At 36.1% G+C, this 20,751-nt stretch carries 22 protein-coding genes and 1 riboswitch; of the genes, 10 read left to right on the top strand and 12 right to left on the bottom strand.

What is annotated here, in order from left to right:
- Positions 1–71: 71 nt before the first annotated feature.
- From phaC to phaR, 3 genes are all read right to left on the bottom strand, one after another.
- Positions 72–1,157: a class III poly(R)-hydroxyalkanoic acid synthase subunit PhaC gene (gene phaC, locus JFU54_RS22745; protein WP_000206840.1), complete on the bottom strand. Its 1,086-nt coding sequence runs from the start codon at positions 1,155–1,157 to the stop codon at positions 72–74.
- An 83-nt stretch (positions 1,158–1,240) separates the two neighbouring features.
- Entirely contained in the window at positions 1,241–1,984 is a 744-nt protein-coding gene (locus JFU54_RS22740) for an acetoacetyl-CoA reductase (protein ID WP_002030515.1), read from the bottom strand.
- A 152-nt stretch (positions 1,985–2,136) separates the two neighbouring features.
- The gene (phaR, locus tag JFU54_RS22735) at positions 2,137–2,619 is read right to left on the bottom strand and encodes a polyhydroxyalkanoic acid synthase subunit PhaR (RefSeq protein WP_000566956.1); all 483 of its coding nucleotides are present in this window, start codon (positions 2,617–2,619) and stop codon (positions 2,137–2,139) included.
- Between the two features lie 198 nt (positions 2,620–2,817).
- On the opposite strand from phaR, the gene phaQ reads away from it, so the two are divergent.
- The 7 genes from phaQ (at position 2,818) to JFU54_RS22700 (ending at position 8,289) form a co-directional block, all read left to right on the top strand.
- Positions 2,818–3,270 carry a poly-beta-hydroxybutyrate-responsive repressor gene (gene phaQ, locus JFU54_RS22730; RefSeq protein WP_201066513.1) on the top strand — a complete coding sequence of 151 codons (453 nt, stop codon included), beginning with the start codon at positions 2,818–2,820 and terminating at the stop codon, positions 3,268–3,270.
- Positions 3,271–3,312: 42 nt separating this feature from the next.
- On the top strand, positions 3,313–3,837 hold the full coding sequence (gene phaP / locus JFU54_RS22725; protein WP_002011575.1) for a polyhydroxyalkanoic acid inclusion protein PhaP: 525 nt from the start codon (positions 3,313–3,315) through the stop codon (positions 3,835–3,837).
- Between the two features lie 101 nt (positions 3,838–3,938).
- Positions 3,939–4,382: a MaoC family dehydratase gene (locus tag JFU54_RS22720; protein WP_001067911.1), complete on the top strand. Its 444-nt coding sequence runs from the start codon at positions 3,939–3,941 to the stop codon at positions 4,380–4,382.
- A 142-nt stretch (positions 4,383–4,524) separates the two neighbouring features.
- Complete coding sequence (locus tag JFU54_RS22715; RefSeq protein ID WP_000241212.1) at positions 4,525–4,710, top strand: alpha/beta-type small acid-soluble spore protein; 186 nt, start codon at positions 4,525–4,527, stop codon at positions 4,708–4,710.
- A 113-nt stretch (positions 4,711–4,823) separates the two neighbouring features.
- Entirely contained in the window at positions 4,824–6,143 is a 1,320-nt protein-coding gene (locus tag JFU54_RS22710) for a TrkH family potassium uptake protein (RefSeq protein WP_033708914.1), read from the top strand.
- 38 nt (positions 6,144–6,181) lie between these two features.
- A riboswitch (yybP-ykoY riboswitch) is annotated at positions 6,182–6,354 on the top strand.
- A 79-nt stretch (positions 6,355–6,433) separates the two neighbouring features.
- On the top strand, positions 6,434–7,228 hold the full coding sequence (locus tag JFU54_RS22705) for a TerC family protein (protein WP_002086840.1): 795 nt from the start codon (positions 6,434–6,436) through the stop codon (positions 7,226–7,228).
- Positions 7,229–7,437: 209 nt separating this feature from the next.
- Positions 7,438–8,289 carry a formate/nitrite transporter family protein gene (locus tag JFU54_RS22700; protein WP_002011581.1) on the top strand — a complete coding sequence of 284 codons (852 nt, stop codon included), beginning with the start codon at positions 7,438–7,440 and terminating at the stop codon, positions 8,287–8,289.
- A gap of 27 nt (positions 8,290–8,316) precedes the next feature.
- Here JFU54_RS22700 and JFU54_RS22695 read toward each other — a convergent pair whose 3' ends face one another.
- The 9 genes from JFU54_RS22695 to JFU54_RS22655 form a co-directional block, all read right to left on the bottom strand.
- The gene (locus tag JFU54_RS22695) at positions 8,317–8,628 is read right to left on the bottom strand and encodes a cyclic-phosphate processing receiver domain-containing protein (RefSeq protein ID WP_002064363.1); all 312 of its coding nucleotides are present in this window, start codon (positions 8,626–8,628) and stop codon (positions 8,317–8,319) included.
- A 14-nt stretch (positions 8,629–8,642) separates the two neighbouring features.
- Positions 8,643–9,365: a prepilin peptidase gene (locus tag JFU54_RS22690; protein WP_201066511.1), complete on the bottom strand. Its 723-nt coding sequence runs from the start codon at positions 9,363–9,365 to the stop codon at positions 8,643–8,645.
- Between the two features lie 112 nt (positions 9,366–9,477).
- Positions 9,478–10,188 (bottom strand): LutC/YkgG family protein, encoded by a 711-nt coding sequence (locus tag JFU54_RS22685; protein ID WP_002030525.1) that lies wholly within the window; start codon positions 10,186–10,188, stop codon positions 9,478–9,480.
- The gene (locus JFU54_RS22680; RefSeq protein ID WP_002011586.1) at positions 10,188–11,609 is read right to left on the bottom strand and encodes a LutB/LldF family L-lactate oxidation iron-sulfur protein; all 1,422 of its coding nucleotides are present in this window, start codon (positions 11,607–11,609) and stop codon (positions 10,188–10,190) included. The genes JFU54_RS22685 and JFU54_RS22680 overlap by 1 nt, the downstream gene beginning before the upstream one ends.
- 16 nt (positions 11,610–11,625) lie before the next feature.
- Positions 11,626–12,345 carry a (Fe-S)-binding protein gene (locus tag JFU54_RS22675; RefSeq protein ID WP_002188863.1) on the bottom strand — a complete coding sequence of 240 codons (720 nt, stop codon included), beginning with the start codon at positions 12,343–12,345 and terminating at the stop codon, positions 11,626–11,628.
- A 168-nt stretch (positions 12,346–12,513) separates the two neighbouring features.
- Complete coding sequence (locus tag JFU54_RS22670; RefSeq protein ID WP_307838320.1) at positions 12,514–13,203, bottom strand: FadR/GntR family transcriptional regulator; 690 nt, start codon at positions 13,201–13,203, stop codon at positions 12,514–12,516.
- A 229-nt stretch (positions 13,204–13,432) separates the two neighbouring features.
- On the bottom strand, positions 13,433–14,833 hold the full coding sequence (locus JFU54_RS22665) for a sensor histidine kinase (RefSeq protein WP_002011591.1): 1,401 nt from the start codon (positions 14,831–14,833) through the stop codon (positions 13,433–13,435).
- 3 nt (positions 14,834–14,836) lie between these two features.
- Positions 14,837–15,508, bottom strand: coding sequence for a response regulator transcription factor (locus JFU54_RS22660; protein WP_002126137.1), 672 nt, complete (start codon positions 15,506–15,508; stop codon positions 14,837–14,839).
- The gene (locus JFU54_RS22655; protein WP_002011594.1) at positions 15,505–16,476 is read right to left on the bottom strand and encodes a YncE family protein; all 972 of its coding nucleotides are present in this window, start codon (positions 16,474–16,476) and stop codon (positions 15,505–15,507) included. Before JFU54_RS22655 ends, JFU54_RS22660 begins: the two co-directional genes overlap by 4 nt.
- A gap of 136 nt (positions 16,477–16,612) precedes the next feature.
- On the opposite strand from JFU54_RS22655, the gene JFU54_RS22650 reads away from it, so the two are divergent.
- The 3 genes from JFU54_RS22650 to JFU54_RS22640 all read left to right on the top strand — a co-directional run bounded on the left by JFU54_RS22650 (position 16,613) and on the right by JFU54_RS22640 (position 20,583).
- Positions 16,613–17,728: a CdaR family transcriptional regulator gene (locus JFU54_RS22650; protein ID WP_201066509.1), complete on the top strand. Its 1,116-nt coding sequence runs from the start codon at positions 16,613–16,615 to the stop codon at positions 17,726–17,728.
- A gap of 117 nt (positions 17,729–17,845) precedes the next feature.
- A complete protein-coding gene (glcD, locus tag JFU54_RS22645) occupies positions 17,846–19,258 on the top strand; it encodes a glycolate oxidase subunit GlcD (protein ID WP_002188861.1) in 1,413 nt (470 codons plus the stop codon).
- Positions 19,255–20,583, top strand: a complete 1,329-nt coding sequence (locus JFU54_RS22640) for a (Fe-S)-binding protein (RefSeq protein WP_201066507.1) — start codon at positions 19,255–19,257, stop codon at positions 20,581–20,583. The genes glcD and JFU54_RS22640 overlap by 4 nt, the downstream gene beginning before the upstream one ends.
- Positions 20,584–20,751: the final 168 nt, after the last annotated feature.

Genomic DNA, 20,751 nt, shown 5'->3' with positions numbered 1-20,751 from the left:
TTCTCCTTTCTATGTTTCGTCATTTTCCATAAAAAAATCCAACTAACATACGCTAGTTGGATTTCTTCTCTTTAATTTGAACGCTCTTCCAGCCAATTTCCAACCGTCGGATATGTTTGCTTTACAGCCGTTCCACCATACACGATAGACATATGTCCTGTCGGTAAACATACATACTGTTTATCTGTGCTAGAAATATGATCAAGTAAAGCTTCTACTTGACATGGCAGAGCAATGTGATCACGTTTCGCAGAAATATTTAAGACATTCGCCTTAATATTTGCAAGGTCTACCTTTTGTCCGCGAATAACGAGTTCACCCTTCACTAATTTATTATTTTGATAAAAATCACGAATCCATTGTCTATACGATTCACCTGGGAACGGAATACCATCGCCTACCCACTTTTGAACTAATTTCCAACTTTCGACGAAGCGCTCATTTTCTGAACGATCGACTAAAGCAACATATGGACCGACAAAGTTTGTAATTGGTTTTAACATCTTATTTCCGAAATCAATCATTTCTGGCGGAATATTTCCGAATGTATCAACCGCTTTATCTAAATTGAAATATTTCTCATCTAATAAAGGACCGTATAATCCTGTTTCAGAGAAATCAAAAGGACTTGTCATAAAAATCAAGTTACGAATTGGCATGTCCGGATGAAGCGCTGCATAAATAGATGTTAACGTTCCACCCATGCAATAACCAAGTAAAGAAATCTCGTCCGATTTTGCAGTTCTCATTACTTTTTTCACTGCTTTTGCAATATAATCGAACACGAAATCATCAAACTTCAAATGACTATCTTCTAAACCGAATGTGCCCCAATCAAGCATATACACATCAAAACCACGATCTACTAAATATTCCACTAAACTATTTCCTGGAGTTAAATCCATAATATACGGTTTATTAATAAGAGCGTATATTAATAAGATTGGAACTCTCTGTGTTTTTTCTTGTTTTGGAATGTAACGATACAGCTTCGTTTTATTCTTCGTCCAAATAACCTCTTTCGGTGTTAAACCAACTTGTGGTTCTGGTTCGCGTAATAAAACTTCGCTCGCTCTTTTCACACGGCGATATGCTTTACGATATTCTTCTGGGTACAACTCCAATTGCTTTTCCCATTCCGTTACGAATGTAGTCATTTTTCCTATCTCCTTTTTGGTCAATTTCTTTCTAAAAAAAGAAGTGCATTCCTGCTATGGATATGCACTTTTTTCTTACTTCATTACATGTATAATCCGCCGTTAATGTTTAATTGCTGACCTGTGATATACGCACCGTCACGGCATAGATATACTACACCTTTTGCAATTTCATCAGCTTGACCAAAACGTTTTTTCGGGATTTTCGCAACGATTTTTTGACGCACTTCTTCTGGTACTTCTGCTACCATTTCAGTATCAATAAATCCTGGGCAAATTGCGTTTACAGTTACATTTGTTCTTGCAAGTTCTAACGCTAATGATTTTGTAAATCCTAGCATACCTGCTTTTGCTGCTGAGTAGTTTGTTTGTCCAAATCCACCAGCTTGGCCAATAATAGAAGAAATACTAATGATTCTTCCTTCTTCTGCTTCCGATATGTATGGAAGTACCGCGCTTGTCGTATTAAATACACTGCTTAAGTTCACGTCAATTACGCGCTCCCAATCTTCACGATTTAACTTCTTGAATGTACGATCTCTTGTAATACCAGCATTATTAACAAGAATATCAACTTGACCAAAATGATTCACAGCTTCTTCTACAAGTCTGTTTGCATCTTCTACTTTAGAAACATCCGCTTGAACTGCATAAACGTCATGTCCTTCTTTTCCTAATTCATTTACTAAGTTTTCAGCTGCTTCTTTACTGCTGTTATAGTTAATAACTACTTTTGCTCCCTCTTGTGCTAATGCTACTGTGATTGCTTTTCCAATTCCTTTTGCCCCACCTGTTACGATTGCTACTTTGCCATTTAATTGAACCATTTCTTTTCCCCCTTAAATGAATTTGTGAACGATTGTTATGAATCATTTTGGTACTCATACTAATTGAGTCCATATATTAATTATGTTTCGTTGTTTATACATGAAAAGAGATTCTCCCTCCCTCTTTTACACGTTATAAACAAACGCCATTATCATTTTTTATTTTCTGGCTTATTTACAGGCTTTACTTCTTCTTTTACAGGTACTTGTAGTTTAGCTAGTACTGCATTTTGCTTTTCTAGCAATTCTAAAATTTGATCAACTTTCGTTTCTAACGTGCGCATATCTTGTTTTACTTTCGTAACATCACGCTTTAATGTAGGAGCTTGTCCTAATGAATCCACTTTCTCTTCTAGAATTTCCTCGATATTATCAACTTTATTTTCTAAGTTAATAACAAGCGTAGCTACTCTAGCGATATCCTCTCTCGTCGGCACATTCACCTGTTCTAAATAATTTTTTGTCGTATCATTTAATGCTTTTTGATAAAACAAATTCAAATCTAGAACGCTGCCCATCCAAGCAGAATATTCTTCTGTTTTAATTGTTTCATTGAGCGCTTTTCCCCAAAATGTTTCGGTTTGTTCATAAGCATTTTTCCATGCTTGCAATGGATCGAATTTTTGATCAATCACTTCGACTACACTCCCTTTTTCGTTTTTGAAACAATTCAACCTATTCACTATTTTCTAATATTCCGAATAAAACTTCAAGTATATATTTTATTTTTCTTTATTTTCTAACAAATGTATTGACATTAAAAACAGATAGGTGTAAATTGCACTTATAAGCAAAAAATTCCATCTAACTGATTCATGAGGTGATGTACAATCATGCTACATAATGAACCAGAACACCCAGAAAGTTTGGAAAAAAACCAAGCGAAACCACCAAACTCCATGCCAAAAAACTTCTTAGTTCCTTTCTTACTTCTCTGTCTAAAAGACTGGAGTCTTCATGGTTACAAACTTATTCAAATGCTAATGGACATCGGCTTTTCTTCTGTTGACCAAGGTAATGTGTATAGGACACTACGCAAATTAGAAAAAGAAAATCTTATTTCTTCTACTTGGGATACAAGCGAAGGCGGGCCAGCGAAACGAATTTATTCTTTAACAGAATATGGAGAGCAATATTTAACAACATGTGCGACTTCTTTTGAACATTATCAAAATATGTTGCGGACGTTTTTCACGTTATACACCAATGCATTCTTTCCATTTTCTACTTCTCCAGAAAAGGATGAAAAGGATTCTTCATCTTCACCTGGTGGTACAGCAGAGTAATCTGCGTTCACAATATGCAAAAAAACATTTGGAGGTCAAACAATGGAAACTAAGCCATACGAATTAGTCGATGCATTTTGGAAAAACTGGTCTCAATCTCTTTCCCTCTTCTCTTCAGCTGGGAAACAATTAGAGCAACTTACTTTAGAAACGTTAAAACAACAACAAGACGCTTTGCATAAATTAACATCAGGAGTAGATGAACTAGAAAAAGAACTACACCAATTCACTGCTCAGTTCAATAACCAATATACAGACTATGTGAAGCAATTAACTGGAAACTCCTTAAATGATCAAATTAACGAGTGGCAAGAAAAGTGGAATGAGCTTTCTAATCAAATGCACCAACTTACTGTTTCGCCTACGAAAACATCTTTGTCTATTCTTACTCAAACTAGCGGCCAATTTGAAGAAACAACAAAACACTTTATCGAACAACAACAGTCGCAACGTGAAGAGGTTCAAAAACAGTTAGAAGTTTTTTTGGGAGAGTTCAAGTCCAAACAACTAGAACTCGCAAAGCAGTTCGAGGAAAACTCAAAAAATCTATTTACTTCCATCAAGTAAGAAAAATGTGGCAACTAACTGCAGCACAAACAAAACTCTTTCTTCCTCCTACTACATCAAGATGGCTTACATTTTTCGATATGGAAAAGAAGGAGGACAAAATGAATCCATTTCAAGAAGCACAAACTGTTCCGGAGCTTCGTTACGATGAGATTCAAGTCGGTGATCAAGCATCACTTACAAAAAAAATTACGGATGAGGACGTTATCAATTTTGCAAAATTGACTGGAGATGTAAATCCTATTCACATTCTAGACTCTTTTGCAAAAACGACAATGTTCAAAGAACGTATTGCCCATGGCATGCTCGTTTCAAGTTTTATTTCTACCATTCTTGGAACGAAACTTCCTGGCAAAAATACGATTTATTTATCACAAAACGTTTCATTCCGTGCTCCTGTCAAAATCGGTGATACACTTCGCGTTGTGGCAGAAGTTATTAAAAAACGGGACGATAAAAAAATTATCACATTGCAAACAAACATATATAATCAATCTGATGATATTGTCGTAGAAGGTACAGCGACAATACTGAAAAAAGAGTAGCAAATTTGCTACTCTTTTTTCTATCCAAGAACTTCTAATCACACCGTTTACTTCCGTGTATGAGTACGTCGTTTACACATAAAATAACATTACCAGATAGCACTTAGCTAAACTGGATTACTCTTTAAGGATGTGTATCAACATGGTGAAAACAAACAAATTACTAGTTCCGGGTGCAGAGCAAGCACTTGAACAATTCAAATATGAAATCGCACAAGAATTCGGTGTAAGCTTAGGATCTAATACAGCATCTCGTTCTAACGGATCAGTTGGCGGTGAAGTAACGAAACGTCTTGTTGCTTTAGCTCAACAACAATTACGCGGATAACTATATAACCTATGGCTTAGAGGCAGATATTCTCTGCCTCTTTCTTTTTTAACATACATAATAGTGCTTCTTCACATACTAGTAAGAGCAAATCGAAAGGAACGATATGTGAAATGAAACGGATTAACATTAGCATGAGTCCTCCCCGTGTTCTTACTGTATCTTTTATTATGCTATCAATTATCGGTACATGCCTATTGAAATTGCCAATTGCTACAACAACGTCTATTTCATGGCTCGATGCTTTATTTACAACGGTTTCTGCTTGTACGGTTACAGGGCTTGGTGTTGTGGACACTGGTAAAGTATTTACCTTATTTGGCCAATGTGTCATTTTAACACTTATACAAGTTGGCGGGCTTGGCATTATGAGCTTTGCTGTTTTAATCGCAATTATGCTCGGCAGAAAAATCGGCCTTCAAAACCGGATTTTATTACAACAAGCATTAAACCAAACAAATGTCGGCGGAATCATTCGTCTTGCAAAAGCATTATTTTTATTTTCTTTTACTGTAGAATGTATCGCTACTTTACTTCTCTCTTTTGAATGGGTACCAAAATACGGGGTTGCCAAAGGTATATATTATAGCTTTTTTCATTCTATCTCAGCCTTTAACAATGCTGGGTTTTCTGTGTGGAGCGATAATTTAATGTCGCACTCCCATAGCATTCTCGTCAATCTCGTTATTTCTTCCCTCATTATTTTAGGTGGGATTGGTTTTACGGTTATCGTAGATATAAAAAGAAAGAAAAACTTTAAAAACCTTACTTTGCACTCAAAGCTTATGCTCTCTTCTACTCTAATCGTCAATATTATTGCTACAGCTTTTATCTTTATATTTGAGTTCCATAATTCAATTTCCATGAGAGGTTTTACACCATTTGAAGAAGGTATGGCTGCTTATTTTCAAGCGGTTTCAACACGTACTGCCGGGTTTAATACTGTTGATATCTCTGCATTATCAAAACCTTCACTTTTATTAATGATGCTTCTTATGTTTATTGGTGCTGGCAGTGCTTCAACTGGTGGTGGGATTAAGTTAACGACTTTTTTGATTATGTTTTTCGGCGTATTTAAATTTTTGCAAGAACAAGATGATATTGTCGTGTTTAAAAAATCCATTAAAGATACGCTCATTGTCAAATCATTAACGATTACTATTATTTCAATTTCGTTTATTTTTCTTTCCATTTTAATTTTAAGCATCACTGAGAAGGTTCCTTTATTAATGAGTGCTTTTGAAGTATTTTCAGCATTTGGAACTGTCGGCCTTAGCATGAATTTGACGCCACACTTAACAATTATCGGCAAAACAATTATTATCTTTATGATGTTTTTTGGAAAGATGGGGCCTTTAACATTAGCCTTTTCATTTGCACGTAAAAAACAAAGAAAAATAAAATATCCCAACGAAGATATTTTAACAGGTTGACAACCGTATAAATTATCCATATAATGAGAGTACAATAGCATATCTCCAAAGGGGAGTAGCGTCCAAGAACTATTTCTTGGAAACAAAGTCGTCATTACGTAGAACTTAGTTCTTCCGGCTTTGTTGGCATTTTCATTACATATGTCTAGCAAGACCTTTGCCTATCAACGGCAGAGGTCTTTTTTGTTTTCAAATTCCTTCCACCGTTGATACGCAGGAGTATGGGGAAACTAAACAGTGGGGAACTTCTTCACTTGTTTAGTCTTTATAGAAATGAGAGGAGAATGTACATGGATGTATCATTATTATTGGAGTATGGTTGGGTATTACTCATCCTAATTGCACTAGAGGGGATTTTAGCGGCTGATAACGCTCTCGTTCTCGCAATTATGGTAAAACATTTACCAGAAGAAAAACGAAAGAAAGCACTATTTTATGGATTAGCAGGAGCGTTCGTTTTCCGCTTCGGATCACTATTTATGATTTCGTTCCTAGTAGATGTATGGCAAGTGCAAGCAATTGGTGCGCTTTATCTTATGTTTATCGCGGGGAATCACTTATTTAAAACGTATGTTAAAAAGAATACACATGAAGAAACAGAAGAAAAAGAAGCAAAGAAAAAACAAGAGAACTTTTGGTGGACTGTATTTAAAGTCGAAGTTGCTGATATCGCCTTCGCAGTTGATTCAATTTTAGCTGCTGTTGCACTAGCAGTGACTTTACCGAAAACAGGATTAGGTACGATTGGTAGTCTTGATACAGGTCAATTTATCGTTATCTTTACAGGTGGACTTATCGGATTAGTTATAATGCGATTTGCAGCAACTGCTTTCGTACAAATATTAAAACGTAAACCAGGACTTGAAACTGCAGCATTTTTAATTGTAGGTTGGGTTGGTGTGAAATTAACAGTTTATACGCTAGCACACCCTGCTTTAAATGTCCTTCCGCATTCATTCCCAGAATCCACTCCGTGGAAGCTTACATTCTGGATTGTATTAGTTGGAATCGCAGTTTGCGGTTGGTTCTTCTCGAAAGAAGTAGAAGTAAAAGTAGAAAAGAATTTAGACGAAAAAGCGCTGTAATTACAGCGCTTTTTCTTTTTTCTCGTTTCAATTCCCCTCTCTATTTTTAGAAAAAATTCCATTATACTACTTTTTGTAAACGCTTCCTTTCTAGATGTATGTCCTTTTTGTGAAATATTGCACAAACTTATTGAAACTATGAACAAATCCATGTACCTTATTCATATAAGGAGTATTTATAGACGATGTATTAAAGGAGCGTATTACTCATGCTAGAACAAGGATTAGATTACGTTGTAAAACTGGCTAAGAGCAAAAAACAAATGCTAGATATAAATCCAATGCAATATTTCATTCGTGCTGCACTTGCGGGCATTTATATCGGTTTTATTATTGTACTATGTTTTAAATTAGGTAACTTTTTTCATATTGCAGATTCACCAGCAACATATTTAGCTTCCTCCATGTTTTTCGGAATTGCTCTCGTACTTATTATATATGGCGGCGCTGAATTATTTACTGGCAATACAATGTACTTCACAGTGGCAACTTTAAGAAAAGAAACAACGATTTCTGATACACTTCGTAACTGGGTTGCTTGTTATGCAGGTAACTTAGCTGGCGCTTTATTCTTTGCCTTACTATTTTACGCAACTGGAATTTTCGAAGCAATTGATCACAGTCATTTAATGAATAAAGTTGTTGAAGGAAAGATGAATACACCTACAATGCAATTATTCTTTAAAGCGATTTTATGTAACTGGCTCGTATGTCTTGCCTGCTTCTTACCTTCTCAAGTGAAAGGTGACACAGCAAAAATATTAATGATGATGATGCTCGTTTTCACTTTCTTTTTATCTGGTTATGAGCATAGCATTGCAAACTTATCACTGTTTGCTTTATCTTTAGTATCACCACATCCTGAGACAATTTCTTTTGCGGGCGCTATTCATAACTTAATTCCAGTTACAATCGGTAACATTATTGGCGGATCCGTATTTGTCGGTATGGTATATCATTACTTAACAAAGAAAGCACCTGTTGTTGAACAAGAGAAAACTCAATTAGTTGGAGCTCAAACGGAGGAAATTATTCCTTTACAAGCACATATGAAACATTAAAAACTCCAAAGCTTTACTTTGGAGTTTTTAGCTCCCTACATATTTCAAGGCAATATAAGGATTAATTTCCCCGTTTTCCTTCCCTCTCTCTATGCTCTTTTTCATCTGATGCATACCGATGACATCATTTGTATGAAGGTGAATTTCATTAACATATAAACCTTCGTTGCAGAAAGCTTCTACGAAATCTAACCCACTTTTTTGTCGCCATCCCATATTATAATCGAGGGAAATAATATTCACCTCATTATCCCTAACAATTTGCAAGGCAGATTCTACTGTAGTTGCCAAAACATATCCGTATGGGCAACTTCTTTGATCATCCATATATACATTCATTTTCTATCTCCTCTCTATTTTGTATACGTGACCAGCATGTAACATATTGCTCCAAGACTAATAAAAGGACCAAACGGAATTTGGCTCCTCATTTTCATACGTTTTAATACTATACCAGCTCCAAAGAAACAAAGACTAAAGCAAGATGCTAAAAATAAAATCATAAAAATCCCTTTCAGTCCCACTATAAATCCAAGCAGCGAAAATAATTTTATATCCCCTCCACCAAGCCCTTCTGGATATATCTTTTGCATGCAATATAACAAAATGAATATAACGCCACTACCAACTATACTATCTGTCCAAGTGACTAACGGTACAAAAATACATTCTAAAATAAGCAAAAGCGCAAACCAAATTAAAATACGATTAGGTATTAGCATATATACTAAATCTGTAACTGAAATAATTAGAAGTAACGAAAAAAGCGATAAAATGATGATGAGCTCTCTTTCCATTCCAATTACATATGCAGTAAGAAAAAATAAACTGCCTGTAACAAATTCAAATACTATGTACAAACTTGAGATTTTGCTCTTACAATTCGTACAACGCCCTTTTTGTATACAAAATGAAATGATTGGAATAAGTTCTTTCGGCTGTAACGTATACTTGCAGTAATGACAGTACGAACGCGGTGTAATAATAGATTCCCCTACTGGAACTCTCATCGCAATCACCATAAAAAAAGAACCAAACACCATACCTATTAACAATGCATATAAATAAGTGAACATCCCTTCCTCTCCTTTCCAAAAGAACATAACAAAAAAAGGAGAGAACTTCTACTTCATATTATCTTTATTCTATTAAAAAAGCAGGCCGTTTTCCGGCCTGCTTTCCCCTATTTTATACGATGAAATATACTGCTTTTAACGGCCCGTGTACTCCGACAACAAGATTCATTTCAATATCCGCAGAGTTACTTGGTCCTGTAATAAAGTTAATACAAGATGCGACTGCTTCACCTTTTTCCACACGTGAGTTCATATCCTGAACTGCTTGCGTAATACGAGGTACAAGTGTTTCACGTGGAATAATAGCAAAGTATACTGTCGGTAAAAAGTGTAAAGAACGCCCTTGTCCTTTATGACTTTGTACAACAATCGTACCAGATTCAGCTAAAGTATAATCACTAAATGCAATACCGATATTCGCTTTTTCCGCTATACGCATATTCTCTTCTTTTTTCTCAGGATCCCATACATTTACCTCAACATTTTGCTTTGGAAGCTCTTCTTTAAATAAAGAAGTCAATCCATAGGAATCAAAACGTTCATCTGCTGATAATATAATAGGTCCTCCGCCGTTTTCAACGATTACTTTTTGAATATCTTCACGTAAGCGGTCGTTTGTCGTTTCCACAACAGTTGTATGAATGTTTGTACATTGCTTTTTAAATACTTCTAACAATTCTTCTTGTGAATAATCTTTTAACGTTTCTACATTCACATTACTTTTCCATGCTGGACGTTCTACACCTTCTGTTTTACGCGCGCGCCCAAGTTCTTTTGCGATATTATCTAGAAAGGACTCACGGTTTTGAATTAATCCTGTCATTATTTGTCCCCGCCTTTCTTATGATCTTTATACCAATCACGGAATCGTTCTTTACTTGGAGCTGGGAATTCACGAATATCCGTCCAGTTTTTAAGTGGTCCAACACCTTTTGATACACGGTTACCAGATGTAAATGGACTCATTGCTGCCGGTGCCATTTTCGATCCCATTTTATATAAAGCTGCTGAAGAAGCACCCATACTAAACATTTTCATTGCTAATTTTTCTGCAAGTGGGGCACGACCTTCTTGCTCAACGATGACTTGACGATGTTTTAATAATAAATCATGTAATGGAATTTTTACTGGACAAGCTTCTGTACATGCTCCGCATAAACTAGATGCATAAGGAAGCTCTTTGTAATCGTCATACCCACCTAAAAGTGGTGTTAATACCGCACCGATTGGTCCTGAATAAATAGATCCATACGAATGTCCACCAACGTGACGATATACGGGACATACGTTAACACAAGCGGCACAACGAATACATTGCAATATTGAACGGAATTCCGATCCAAGAATTTGAGAGCGGCCATTATCAACAACGACTAAATGAAACTCTTCTGGTCCATCTACCTCTTCCTCTTGAATTGGTCCTGCTACTGTTACGTAACTTGTTAATTTTTGACCTACCGCACTACGACATAGTAAACCAACTAAAACATCTAATTCTTCCATTGTCGGAACCATACGTTCCATACCCATTACTGCAATTTGTGTTTTCGGAATCGACATGACAAGATCGGCATTACCTTCGTTCGTCACTAAACAAAGAGAGCCAGTATTTGCAACAGCGAAGTTACAACCTGTCACACCAATTTCTGCATCCATAAATTTCTCACGAAGTTGTTTACGAACAAACTTTGTCATTTCGTATGGATCATCAGAATTTTCATATCCAAGTTTTTCTTTAAATACATCACGAATTTGCGTTCTGTTTTTATGAAGTGCAGGCGCAATAATATGTGATGGTGGATCGTTATCTACTTGCAAGATATACTCTCCTAAGTCACTCTCTAACACTTCACAACCAATCTCTTCAAGGGCATGATTCATACTAATTTCTTCAGTTACCATTGATTTTGATTTTACAACTTTCTTCGCTTGTTTCTTTTTTGCAACGTCTTGAATATACTTTGCTGCATCCTCTTTCGTTTTCGCAAAGTAAACGTGACCGCCTCTTTTTGATACATTTTCACTTAACTGCATTAAATAATAATCAAGATTTTCTAACGTATGTTGACGAATTTGTTCACCTAGTTCACGCCACTCTTCCCAGTTTCCCAACTCGTCAGCTGCTTTTAATCGATTTGTATATAAACGCGTTTGTGCAGAAGATACCGCTCCGCGCATAAACGAATCTTGAATTCCATCGCCAACGCGATCATTAAATTTTTTCTCACTGATTTTCATAGACATAGCTTATGTTCCCCCTTCATGAGCGACTATTCAAGACCTCAGCAATATGCATTACTTTTACTTCTTTTCCTAAACGCTCAATACGTCCGCCAATGTTTAACAAACACCCACAATCTGCACCGATTAAATAATCAGCACCTGTTTCCATTACACTCTCTACTTTTTCATCTACCATTTGCTCAGAAATTGGAGTCATCTTAACTGAAAACGTTCCCCCAAACCCACAACAATTTTGCACGTTCGGCAGTTCTCTCACAATTAATCCTTTTACGCTTGATAATAAAATTCCTGGTGCCTCTTTTACTCCAAGCAGGCGTGTCATATGACAAGATTTATGAATAGTAGCTATCCCTGGTAAACTTGCACCAACATCTGTAACTTTTAAAACATCTACAATAAATTGTGTAAATTCATATGTTTTATCAGCAACCTTTTGTGCACGTTTAGCCCACTTCGGATCATCTTTAAAAACATGCGGATACTCATGAAACATTGTCGCACAAGATCCAGATGGCGTAACGATATATTCTGCATCTTCGAAAGTTTCAATCATATGTTTCATCGCTTCTTTTGCTGCTTCTACATGGCCGCTATTATAAGCAGGCTGACCACAACAAACTTGTGCTTCTGGAAATTCAATTTCACAACCTAAACGCTCCAATACTTCAACTGTTGCTTTACCGACGTTTGTTTCAAACATATCGACTAAACAAGTAACAAATAAAGTAACTTTCATAACTATAATTCCCCCTCATTACAACTCCGCCAAAAATCATATGGTCATCAGATGACTAAGATTAGAAGAAGTAGGCTCAACCATGGCCTATCCTCTCCCTCTTCTAAAGAAAACGCTTACTTAATCTCTCTCTATTTTATCAGAAAATTAGATTTTTAAAAGATTAAATTACGAATTTATATCGCTTTTACCTGTGACAATATATTCTACATTTGTTAAATGATCTAGCATCGCTTGCTGCGCTAATTCCACATCTTGCTTTAACACCGCATCATATATAGATTGATGCTCTTCTAAAAGTCGTTCTGATGTTGTTTGTTCACCATATAAAATAATGCGTCTTGATTCACCAATCGTTTCAGCAATCATCTCTGAAACATGATTCATGAGCTCAAGCAAGATGTTATTATGCGAAGATTCTGCAATTCCCATATGAAAATGAAAGTCTGCTTTTTCGCCAGCCTTCTCATCTCCAATGCTCTTTGCCATTTCATCTAACCACTGCTTCATATTTTGCAAATTAGCTTCCGTACGTTTTGCCGCTGCCGCTCGAACTGCCCCCACTTCGAGCACCTTCCGTACTTCTAATAAATTCAAAATATCCTCTTTCTTCATTAATAACTTGTTATTTAGTGATTTTGTTAATGAAGAAGGATCGAAATTCCTTACATATGTACCTTCTCCTTGTTTCATTTCAATTAAGCCCATTGCTCTTAGCGCACTTAGCGCTTCACGAACAGCAGATCTGCCAACTTGAAACTGCTCAGCTAATTGATGAACAGGAAGTAGTTTGTCACCAGGTTTTAACGTACCATTTTTAATCATTGTTAAAATAGCTTCAGATACTTCTTCGTAAATTTTTTTCGGTTTAATAGATTTGTACTCCAGTTAAATCACCTCAGTATCTTCCAAACAACAATTGTAACGTTTTATAAGAACTTAGCATCCATAACTATTTTAGAACGAATTAGTAAGAAGTACAAATGTTTTGTTCATAAAATAGTCAAATTTTTGATATTTGTTTGATATTAATTAATACATTTACGCGTAACTATTTACCTTCAATATGAAGAGCATATTCCAAAAGTTAGAATATGCTCTCCTCATCTTGTGCTTTTAATTTAATACTAACTGTCGTGCCCTTACCTTTTTCACTTTCTATTCTCCACTCACCGTCATGTATATGAACAATTTGCCTTACAATTGCAAGACCTAAACCTGTTCCACCGTGTTGACGACTTCTCGCTTTATCTACTCGGTAAAAGCGTTCCCCCAGATTTTCTAAATGCTCTCTATCAATACCTATTCCTGTATCTTTTATGTGCAATTCACAATAATCATCGATTTGCTTTAATGTTATTATGATATCCCCGTTTTGATTTGTATAACGTATCGCATTATCTAATACATTATGAAGTACTTGTTGCATACGATCCTCATCAATCATTACGATAATTTCAGGATTTAAATTCGTTGAAATACGAAGGTTTTTTTCTACAAACTGTAACTCGTACGTATTTAGTACATCTTCAATAAGCTGTGAAAAAACGATAGGTTGTTTCTTTAAGGGAAAGTGTTCACCTTCTAGCTGCGCTAGATCTAATAAATCATGAACAAGGCGCTGCATGCGACCTGCTTCTTTATGAATAAGTTGCGTTACTTTTTCCTGCTGCGGCCCCTTCGCTACACCGTCTAAAATAGCTTCACTATATCCTTTAATATAACTAAGCGGTGTTCTAAGTTCATGCGAAACATTAGCTAAAAATTCCTTACGCTTTACATCTTCTGTTTCTAAGGAATTTGCCATTTTATTAAAGGCTTTTCCCAATCGTCCAATTTCATCTTCTGAAGAAATTGTAATCCGCTCTGAGAAATCTCCAGTAGCCAAATGATTTGCAACTCGTTCCATTTGCGAAAGCGGTCTCGTAATGGCGATAATAATTTTTCTACCAATCCATATTGTAATTAAAATCATTGCAAGTGCTAACGGCGCTAAAATAAGACCCATATCAAATATTAAGTCTTTTATACTTTTTAAAGGAATATAAGAGTATACAATACCAACTAATTTTTTATTATCTAAAACAGGGATGACAACACCCATAATATTACGATCAAAATGTTCTTCATACCCTATCTTTGTCACAGTTTTCCCATCTAATAGCGCCTGTCTATCCCCTTCACTTATAAGAGAATGATGGTGAACATCAAAAGGCAAACATGCGCTTAAATCACGCGGATTGTATACGAAAAGGACATCTGAACTAGATATTTGATCATATGCCCTTACTTTCTCTTCAAAAGTGGATACTCCTTCACGTTTATCATATTGCGTGGCAAGACGTTTCCCTTCCATTACTAATGAATCTTTTAAATTATCAACGTATAACTTTTCATATGAGTATAAAGATACAAAATAAAGAAAGGAAACTGTTACACATACTGCACATACTACTGTAAGCCAAAGCTTTTGTACCATCGTAAACATACGTTACACCTCAAATTTATAACCTACACCCCAAACGGTTTGAATGTAGTTTCCACTTTCTCCTAGCTTTAGACGCATCGTTTTCACATGCGTATCTACCGTTCTTGTACTTCCTGCATAATCATATCCCCACACCTTTTCAAGCAATTGTTCCCGGCTAAATACTTGTCCATTATGTTGGCAAAGAAAATATAGTAAATCGAACTCCTTTACCGTAAGAGGAATCGTCTCACCATTCGTCTCGACCCTCCTACTTTTTTCATTAATAAGAATCGGTCCAAATTGAATCTCTTCTTGCTGTTCTTGCTTTGTATATCGTCTTAAAACAGCTTCCATACGAGCAATTAGTTCCCCGGGACTAAATGGCTTTACAATATAATCATCTGCTCCCATACGCAAGCCGTTCACCCTATTCCACTCTTCACCTTTTGCTGTTAAAAATATAATAGGTACATCCGACGTTTTTCGAATCTCTTTACAAACTGAAAGCCCATCCATCTCAGGCATCATAATATCTAGTACAACGAAATCGTAATGATCCGTCTCTAATTTTCGAAGTGCCTCTTTTCCATTTTCAGCTTCTCCCCACTCGTATCCGAAGTTATCTAAGTACATTCCGACAAGTTGCCTCATATCACTTTCGTCATCTACGACTAGCACGTTATATTTACTCATTGTCCTTCCCCTTCTCTCTCTATGAGTTGAAACGGTCCTTTTCCGACTTTAATTGTTTGTTTTATTTTCATATTCTTCATATCCATTACGCATACTTCATCGCTATCATAACTAGCTACATATCCTTCTGCACCGCTTTTCAAAAATGCAAATGGATTAGATCCTACTTCTGCAAATCCTACCTCTTGATACGTACTTGCATCAAACTTTCTAAGCGTATTTGAACCGTGACTTAGCGCATATACATACTTATCATCCTTTGTTATATTCACAGGCATAAACGGAGCATGTAAAGAACGCATCATCTCTCCGCTTTGTAAAGAATACACTAATACTTTCTCATTCACTTGACTTCCATCACCATGTCCACCAATCCATATTTCTTTCCCATCAGCGCTAACCGTTGCTCCTGTTGATGCTGGTGGAATCATAAAGGACTGTATCACTTCTTTTTTCTTTGTATCAATGGTCGTTAGTTTCGTATCATAAAAGTTGAGTACAGATAACTGGTTATGATGCTCTACCATCGTTATCGGCCCTTTTCCTGTTGAAACACTCCCTGTCTCTTTTCCTTTTATCGTAAAGAACCTTACCTTTTGTTCATTTTGATCGGCAGCAAATAATTGTGTTCCATCATCTGATGCGATAACATTAGCAATTCCTTTTCCAATCTTATATTTGTCCACTTGTCTTCCTTCTGCTAGTGAATATACATACATATATTCTAATTGCTTACCATAAACAAGTATTTCCTCGCCATTTGGAAGTAGCGTAACCCCCGCAATCGGCTCATTTAATTCCCATGTTGTTAATAGCTTCTTTGTTTTTTTATCAATAAAACTAATACTACCTTCCTTTATATTCGTTGTTATAATAACACTTTTATCTTTAGCAATCGGTGTATACGAACTTCCTTGACACCCTACTAATAGAAATAAAAAACAGAGAAGAAAAACATACTTTCTCAAAAGATTCCCTCCATCTTCGGATGATTTCGTTATAATTGTAAAATAACAAATAAATGTGTGGAAAATGTGAAATCTTCCTTTATTAATAAACTTACATATATAATGTACAACAAATAGAATTTGAGGTGTGTAAATTATGCTTTTTCCTGATTTAGCGAATAAAATTGTACGTGAAGTACGCAGATTAATTACTGAAAACATTATTATTATTAATATACAAGGCGTTATTATGGCAAGTACAGATGCGGAAAGAATCGGTCGATTTCATGAAGGTGCACTCCGCTGTGCGAAACAAAAAAAAACTGTCATTATTACAAAAGATGATGAACGACGACTGCAAGGTGTAAAAGCTGGGATGAACCTTCCTTTACTATTCCATGACGAAGTAATCGGCGTGATTGGAATTACAGGAGAACCTGAAAATATTTCACAATACGGAGAAATATTACGTAAGATGACCGAATTATTAATTCATGAAAACTACTTTTTAGAACAACTAGAACTTGAGCACCGTTCTTATGAAGCATTTGTCTTTGATTGGCTTCAAAATACAGACTGGTCTCCAAGTTTTCTCGATCGTGCAAAAACGCTTGGCATTGATTTATATAAGAAGAAACAACTTATTTTATTATCAATCACCCAAGATAATACGATGCTCCAGCGTAAAATTTGGCAACATATGCGCAACATTTTAGCAAAAGAAAATTTATTTGTTCGCTGGGGAAATGATCGGTTTATTTTGTTTACAACAATCCAATCCAAAGAGCAAACCTTTCAATTTTTAAAACGGTTAAAACAAGACTGTGAAACTTTATTTTCTATTACTTTATATATCGGGATTGGACAAACAGTTACGCCAAGCAATATGAACTTATCGTACGAACAAGCATTAAGCGCCCTTTCAGTATCACTTGAAACGAAAAAAATTGTATTTAATGAAGATTTACGTTTAGAAATGTGCTTACAAGATATTTCTACTGAAACTCGAGAACAGTTTCTAGAGCGTACCATTGAAAACTTAGTATCATCTCCTGAGCTTATGCACACTTTACGTTTATTTATCGATTATAACCAATCTTATAAGCAGACAGCTGAGCAATTACATATACACATTAACACATTGCATTACAGGCTAAAAAAGATTGAAGAACATACAGGACTTGACCCGAAACAATTCAAAGATTTAAATGTTTTATACTTCGCACTCCTTTTATTAGATAATCATACAAAAAATAACGATAAAATCGATTAATCTTTAGATGATTGTACATAGAAAGAATCCTCCAACTTTTTTATCATTATAATGAAAGCACTGTTACAACGTTTTTTATTATGACGAAATACGTTAACAGTTTGAGGGGGATTTCCAATGTTAGAAAAGCAAATTATTGATTCATTTGTATCTATTGTTGGCGAAGATAATGTAGATACATCCAATATGGGGCGTTTAACTTATAGTTATGATGCCACTCCAAACTTCCAAGCGATGCCTGATGCAGTCATTGCTCCTCGTAATACAAATGAAATAGCAGACGTGTTAAAAGTGTGTAACACTCATAAAATCCCAGTATACGTTCGCGGGTCTGGAACAAATCTTTGCGCTGGAACGTGTCCACTTGAAGGTGGTATCGTCCTTATTTTCCGCCATATGAACAATATTTTAGAAATTGACGAAGAGAATTTAACAATTACTGTACAAGCTGGTGTTATTACACTTGATATTATTAAAGCAGTAGAAGAAAAAGGTTTATTTTATCCACCAGATCCAAGCTCTATGAAAATTTCTACAATCGGCGGTAACATTAATGAAAACTCCGGCGGATTACGTGGTTTAAAATATGGCGTAACACGTGATTATGTAATGGGGCTTGAAATTGTCTTACCGAACGGCGATATCATTCGCACTGGCGGTAAATTAGCAAAAGATGTAGCTGGTTATGATTTAACTCGTTTATTTATTGGTTCTGAAGGAACACTTGGTGTTGTTACGGAAGCTATATTAAAACTTGTCCCTATGCCTGAAACGAAGAAAACGATGCTTGCGCTATATGAAGATATTAACGAAGCTGCTCGAGCTGTTTCTGCTATTATTGCAAATAAAATTATTCCGGCGACACTTGAGTTTTTAGACCAACCAACAATTGAAGTTGTAGAAGAGTTTGCACAAATCGGTTTACCAACTGACGTTAAAGCAATTTTATTAATTGAACAAGATGGCCCGCCCGAGGTTGTCAATCGCGATATCGAAAAAATGGCTAACGTTTGCCGTGCTATGAATGCGGTCGATGTTCGCGTTGCAAAAGATGAAGCCGAAGCAGATGCGCTTCGTACAGCACGCCGTAGTGCACTATCAGCACTTGCAAGACTAAAACCGACAACAATATTAGAAGATGCAACTGTACCACGTTCACAAATCGCTCCAATGGTTGAAGCAATTAATGCAATTGCAAAGAAATATAATATTCCTATTTGTACTTTTGGTCATGCTGGTGATGGTAATTTGCATCCGACTTGTATGACAGATGCCCGTAATGAAGAAGAAATGCATCGTGCCGAACAAGCTTTTGCTGAAATATTTGCGAAAGCGATTGAGCTTGGTGGTACGATTACTGGTGAACATGGTGTTGGCGCAATGAAAGCTCCGTATTTAGAAATGAAATTAGGTAAAGAAGGTATTGCTGCTATGCAAGGGATTAAACAAGCCTTCGACCCAAACAACATTATGAATCCTGGAAAGATGTTCGCGAAAGACTCTCGTAAAAGAGTGGTGGTTGAACGATGACCACATTAAATAAAGAAAACATTCAAAAGGAATTTAAAGAACGATTAAGTGAAGATGAACTACTAAACTGTATGCGATGCGGCTTTTGTTTACCAACTTGCCCTACTTACATTCAATCTGGGTATAAAGAATCACATTCCCCACGCGGACGTATCGCCTTAATGAAAGCCGTCGTTGATGGTTTAATTGAGCCGGATGAAGATGTTGAAGATACATTAAATGTTTGCCTTGGCTGCCGCGCTTGTGAACCTGTTTGTCCATCTGGTGTGAATTATGGACATTTATTAGAAGAAGCTCGTGATATTATTAATCAAAATAAAAAGTTCTCCATGCCCGTGAGAGCTGTTCGTAAAGTTGTTTTTGAAGGACTATTCCCGCATCAAAACCGAATGCGAACATTAACAGGACTAATCGGATTTTACCAGCGTTCTGGTTTACAAACGCTAACACATAAAACAGGTATTATGAAGTTATTCCCTGAAACACTTGCAACGATGGACCTCGTTTTGCCAAAAATCCCTAAAATGAAAGCAATGAAAGATCGTCCTGAATTTTTACCTGCTGAGGTGGCAAAGAAGAAACAAGTTGCATTCTTCACAGGCTGTTTAATGGATACGATGTTTTTAGAAACAAATAACGCAACGATGAAACTTCTTCAGTTAGCTGGTTGTGATATCGTTATTCCGAAAACACAAAGTTGCTGCGGGGCGTTACATGGGCATGCTGGTGAAAAGAGTGGAGCAAAAGAATTAGCAAAACGAAATATAGAAGCATTCGAAGATTTAAACATCGACTATATTATTACGAATGCAGGTGGTTGCGGAGCTTACCTCGTAGACTATGATTATCTGTTAAAAGATGATCCCAAATGGGCTGAACGCGCAAAGCAATTTGTTTCTAAAATTAAAGATATTACTGCTATACTAGTAGAACTAGATTTCCATAAACGTAATGACTTACGACTCACGCCGCAAATCATTACGTATCAAGACTCTTGTCATTTACGCAATGTTATGCGAACATCTTCGGAACCTCGTATGTTACTAGAGGCCATTCAAGGCGCAACATACCACGAAATGAAAGATGCGGACCGTTGCTGTGGTTCTGCTGGTATTTATAATATTGTCCATTCGGAGTTATCAATGGAATTTCTAGATTACAAAATGGACCGTGTACATGAAACAGATGCAGCGACAATTGTTACTGCAAACCCTGGATGTCTATTACAAATGAAACTAGGTATTGAACGTGAAGGTCTTTCTCATAAAATGAGAGGAATTCACATTGTTGATCTATTATTAGAAGCAATTGAAACCAACTCGTAATAACTCGTAACATACGTAATAATAGGAAAACGGCTATCTCCTTCGTCTATGTAAAGAGATAGCCGCTTTTTTGTCCGCTACAACATTAAAAATATGTTACTTTATTATAAAAAAGAACAACAGAAACATTACAGTTTTGTAAAAATACATCCAGTATATTCCTCAAAA

Origin of the sequence: Bacillus sp. TH19 (assembly GCF_016651075.1) — a bacterium.
Classification (GTDB): Bacteria; Bacillota; Bacilli; order Bacillales; family Bacillaceae_G; genus Bacillus_A; species Bacillus_A mycoides.
This window is presented reverse-complemented; position numbering and strand designations above follow the sequence as displayed.

Coding starts and splice junctions, on each gene's coding strand:
- phaC (WP_000206840.1), bottom strand. CDS start 1,157: ATGACTACATTCGTAACGGAATGGGAAAAGCAATTGGAGTTGTACCCA.
- JFU54_RS22740 (WP_002030515.1), bottom strand. CDS start 1,984: ATGGTTCAATTAAATGGCAAAGTAGCAATCGTAACAGGTGGGGCAAAA.
- phaQ (WP_201066513.1), top strand. CDS start 2,818: ATGCTACATAATGAACCAGAACACCCAGAAAGTTTGGAAAAAAACCAA.
- phaP (WP_002011575.1), top strand. CDS start 3,313: ATGGAAACTAAGCCATACGAATTAGTCGATGCATTTTGGAAAAACTGG.
- JFU54_RS22720 (WP_001067911.1), top strand. CDS start 3,939: ATGAATCCATTTCAAGAAGCACAAACTGTTCCGGAGCTTCGTTACGAT.
- JFU54_RS22715 (WP_000241212.1), top strand. CDS start 4,525: ATGGTGAAAACAAACAAATTACTAGTTCCGGGTGCAGAGCAAGCACTT.
- JFU54_RS22710 (WP_033708914.1), top strand. CDS start 4,824: ATGAAACGGATTAACATTAGCATGAGTCCTCCCCGTGTTCTTACTGTA.
- JFU54_RS22705 (WP_002086840.1), top strand. CDS start 6,434: ATGGATGTATCATTATTATTGGAGTATGGTTGGGTATTACTCATCCTA.
- JFU54_RS22700 (WP_002011581.1), top strand. CDS start 7,438: ATGCTAGAACAAGGATTAGATTACGTTGTAAAACTGGCTAAGAGCAAA.
- JFU54_RS22695 (WP_002064363.1), bottom strand. CDS start 8,628: ATGAATGTATATATGGATGATCAAAGAAGTTGCCCATACGGATATGTT.
- JFU54_RS22690 (WP_201066511.1), bottom strand. CDS start 9,365: ATGTTCACTTATTTATATGCATTGTTAATAGGTATGGTGTTTGGTTCT.
- JFU54_RS22685 (WP_002030525.1), bottom strand. CDS start 10,188: ATGACAGGATTAATTCAAAACCGTGAGTCCTTTCTAGATAATATCGCA.
- JFU54_RS22680 (WP_002011586.1), bottom strand. CDS start 11,609: ATGTCTATGAAAATCAGTGAGAAAAAATTTAATGATCGCGTTGGCGAT.
- JFU54_RS22675 (WP_002188863.1), bottom strand. CDS start 12,345: ATGAAAGTTACTTTATTTGTTACTTGTTTAGTCGATATGTTTGAAACA.
- JFU54_RS22665 (WP_002011591.1), bottom strand. CDS start 14,833: ATGTTTACGATGGTACAAAAGCTTTGGCTTACAGTAGTATGTGCAGTA.
- JFU54_RS22660 (WP_002126137.1), bottom strand. CDS start 15,508: ATGAGTAAATATAACGTGCTAGTCGTAGATGACGAAAGTGATATGAGG.
- JFU54_RS22650 (WP_201066509.1), top strand. CDS start 16,613: ATGCTTTTTCCTGATTTAGCGAATAAAATTGTACGTGAAGTACGCAGA.
- glcD (WP_002188861.1), top strand. CDS start 17,846: ATGTTAGAAAAGCAAATTATTGATTCATTTGTATCTATTGTTGGCGAA.
- JFU54_RS22640 (WP_201066507.1), top strand. CDS start 19,255: ATGACCACATTAAATAAAGAAAACATTCAAAAGGAATTTAAAGAACGA.